This is a genomic window from Brevundimonas sp. (genome assembly GCF_018608325.1).
Classification (GTDB): domain Bacteria; phylum Pseudomonadota; class Alphaproteobacteria; order Caulobacterales; family Caulobacteraceae; genus Brevundimonas.
Map to the genome: position 1 here is coordinate 1 of NZ_JABAZW010000064.1, position 2,853 is coordinate 2,853.

3 protein-coding genes and 1 riboswitch are annotated in these 2,853 nt (G+C 65.9%); of the genes, 1 reads left to right on the plus strand and 2 read right to left on the minus strand.

Going from position 1 to position 2,853, the window contains the following annotated elements; translation table 11 throughout:
* Positions 1-30: 30 nt before the first annotated feature.
* Together gcvH and gcvT are read right to left on the minus strand one after the other, a co-directional pair.
* Positions 31-396 (minus strand): glycine cleavage system protein GcvH, encoded by a 366-nt coding sequence (gcvH, locus tag QZ281_RS06805; RefSeq protein ID WP_292226324.1) that lies wholly within the window; start codon positions 394-396, stop codon positions 31-33.
* Between the two features lie 15 nt (positions 397-411).
* Positions 412-1,527, minus strand: coding sequence for a glycine cleavage system aminomethyltransferase GcvT (gene gcvT, locus QZ281_RS06810; RefSeq protein WP_292226327.1), 1,116 nt, complete (start codon positions 1,525-1,527; stop codon positions 412-414).
* Positions 1,528-1,668: 141 nt separating this feature from the next.
* Positions 1,669-1,766: riboswitch (glycine riboswitch) on the minus strand.
* Positions 1,767-1,895: 129 nt separating this feature from the next.
* Here gcvT and QZ281_RS06815 point away from each other — a divergent pair.
* On the plus strand, positions 1,896-2,853 hold a 958-nt coding region (locus tag QZ281_RS06815; protein WP_292226331.1), incomplete at its 3' end, for a class 1 fructose-bisphosphatase.

Consider the following 2,853-nt stretch of genomic DNA (forward strand, 5'->3'; position numbering starts at 1 on the left):
GGTCAAGCCCGAGGGTGACGGAGTTTTAGATTACAGCGTGGCCAGGAAGGCGTCGTAGGCAGCTTGATCCATCAGGCCGTCCAGTTGCGAGGCGTCCGAGATCTTGATCTTGGCGAACCAGCCGTCGGCTTCGGGGGCGGCGTTGACGGTCTCCGGGGCGGTCGACAGCACGTCGTTGGCCTCGACTACTTCGCCCGAGACGGGGGCGTAGACGTCCGACGCGGCCTTGACGCTTTCGACCACGGCGAAGCTGTCGCCCTTGGCGAAGGTCTTGCCGACTTCCGGCACCTCGACGAACACCACGTCGCCCAGGGCCTCAGCCGCGTGCTTGGAAATGCCGACCGTGGCGATGTCGCCGTTCAGGCTGACCCACTCGTGATCCTTGGTGAAATGCATAGCTCTATCCCCTGATTAGGCGGTCTTGGGTTTGCGGTAATAGCGTTGCGCCACGAACGGCATGGCGATGACTTCGGCGGCGGCGGGCTTGCCGCGGACCAGAACCTTCAGTTCCGTGCCCAGTTCCGCGAAGGCGGGCGGCACGAAGCCCATGGCGATGTTCTTGCCCAGGCTCGGCGAGGGGCCGCCCGAGGTGATCTTGCCGATGATGTTTCCGTCCGCATCGGCGATCTCGGCGCCTTCACGGGCCGGGGCGCCTTCCTTGACGTGCAGGCCGACGCGGACGCGCGACGGACCCTCGGCCAGTTGCTTCAGGATGATGTCGGCGCCGTTGAAGTCTGCACGTTCCTTGCGCGACTTGGACAGGGCGAAGGTCAGGGCGCCTTCGACCGGCGTGGTCGCGGCGTCGATGTCGTGACCGTGCAGGGGCAGGCCGGATTCGAGACGCAGGCTGTCGCGGGCGCCCAGGCCGATCGGCTTGACGCGGGCGTCTTCCAGCAGGGTGTTCCAGATGCGCTCGGCCTGGTCCGAGGGGACCGAAATCTCATAGCCGTCTTCGCCGGTGTAGCCCGAACGCGAGACATAGCAGTCGGCCCCGAACAGCATCAGGCGGGCCGTCTCCATGAAGCCCATCTCGGCCAGCACCGGCTCGTGGGCGGACATCAGTTCGGCAGCCTCGGGGCCTTGAATGGCGATCAGGGCGCGGTCCAGCACCGTCAGCTTGGCGTCGCCTTCCAGATTGGCGTTCCAGAAGGCGAAGTCCTCATCCTTGTTGCCGGCGTTGACGACGACGAACAGGCCGTCGTGGTCGGGTCGGCCCGCCATCAGGTCGTCGATGATGCCGCCGTCCTTGTTCAGCAGCAGGGTGTATTTCTGCTTGCCCGCCTTCAGGATCTCATAATCGCCGGGGACGAAACGCTGGAACTGCGCCGTGGCGTCCGCGCCGGTGATCTTGCACTGGCCCATGTGCGACACGTCGAACAGGCCGACATGTTCGCGGGTCCAGCGGTGTTCGGCCAGAACCCCTTCATACTGGACCGGCATGTCATAGCCGCTGAAACCCACCATGCGGGCCCCCAGGGCGCGATGCGCGGCGTTCAGCGGCGTGGTTTTAAGAGCTTGGTCGGTCATGGTTCAGACTTTCGCGGTCGCGTGTTGTGGCGGAGCTTCGCCGCCGTCCTCGCGCCCCCGCTGTCCTGAAGCCTGAGAGATTCCGGCGTTTCCGCCTTGCTCCGTCGGCGCGCCCGTAAAAGAGCGACTTTCCAGCGTCCGTATGCTGTCGCGGTCCGTTTGCCTGAGCGTTTCCGGGGCGGTTGCGCCTTCGGCGTCTAAGCCGGTTTCCCGGCCTCGAACTCTCCCGCGAGAGCGAGCGACCTAAGCCATCGAGTCAGGCGCCAAGTCAAGCGTCGCCAGTGCATCCGAGGTCCGACAGACCTTGCCCCGCGCGTCCTGTGCGGCCATGAGTGCGCGACGCCCAACAACCTACGGGAAACGCCTTCATGTCCGCTGACCGCCTTCGTCTCGACGACCACATCGCCGCGCTGGAGGCGCCGCAGGGCCTGAAGGCCGTCCTGACCGTGATCGCCGCGACCTGCGCCCAGATCAGCGACGTAGTGGCGGGCGGCGCCCTGGTCGTCGCGCTGGGCGCATCCGGCCAGATCAATGTGCAGGACGAGGAACAGAAGAAGCTGGACGTCATCACCGATGACATGCTGACCCAGGCGCTGCTGGCCTGTCCGGCCATCGCGGGCGTGGCCTCTGAGGAAAAGGATCAGGTCGAGCCGGCGTCCAATCCGGCCGGCGAATATCTGGCCCTGTTCGACCCGCTGGACGGATCGTCCAACATCGACATCAATGCGCCGGTCGGCACCATCGTCTCGGTGCTGAAGTCCGCGACCCCGACGCCGGTCGAGGCCGACTTCCTGCAGGCGGGCCGCCATCAGGTCGCCGCCGTCTATGCCGTCTATGGGCCGCAGACCATGCTGGTGCTGACGACGGGCGACGGCGTGAAGGGCTTCACCCTGTCCAATGACGGCCAGTGGCTGCTGACCCACGACGCCATCACCATTTCGCCGGACACCAAGGAGTTCGCGATCAACGTCTCCAACCAGCGCCACTGGGCCGAGCCGGTCCAGCGTTATCTGGACGGCGTGCTGCAGGGGGCGGAAGGCCCTCGGGCCAAGAACTTCAACATGCGCTGGGTCGCGGCCATGGTCGCCGATGTCCACCGCATCCTGATGCGCGGCGGCGTCTTCTTCTATCCGTGGGACAAGCGCGAACCGAACAAGCCGGGCAAGCTGCGCCTGATGTACGAAGGCAATCCGATGGCCCTCTTGGTCGAGCAGGCGGGCGGCAAGGCCACCACCGACGGCGTCCAGCCCATCCTCGACGTCCAGCCGACCCAGTTGCACCAGCGCATCCCCGTCGCCCTGGGGTCGGCCAACGAAATCGACGCCT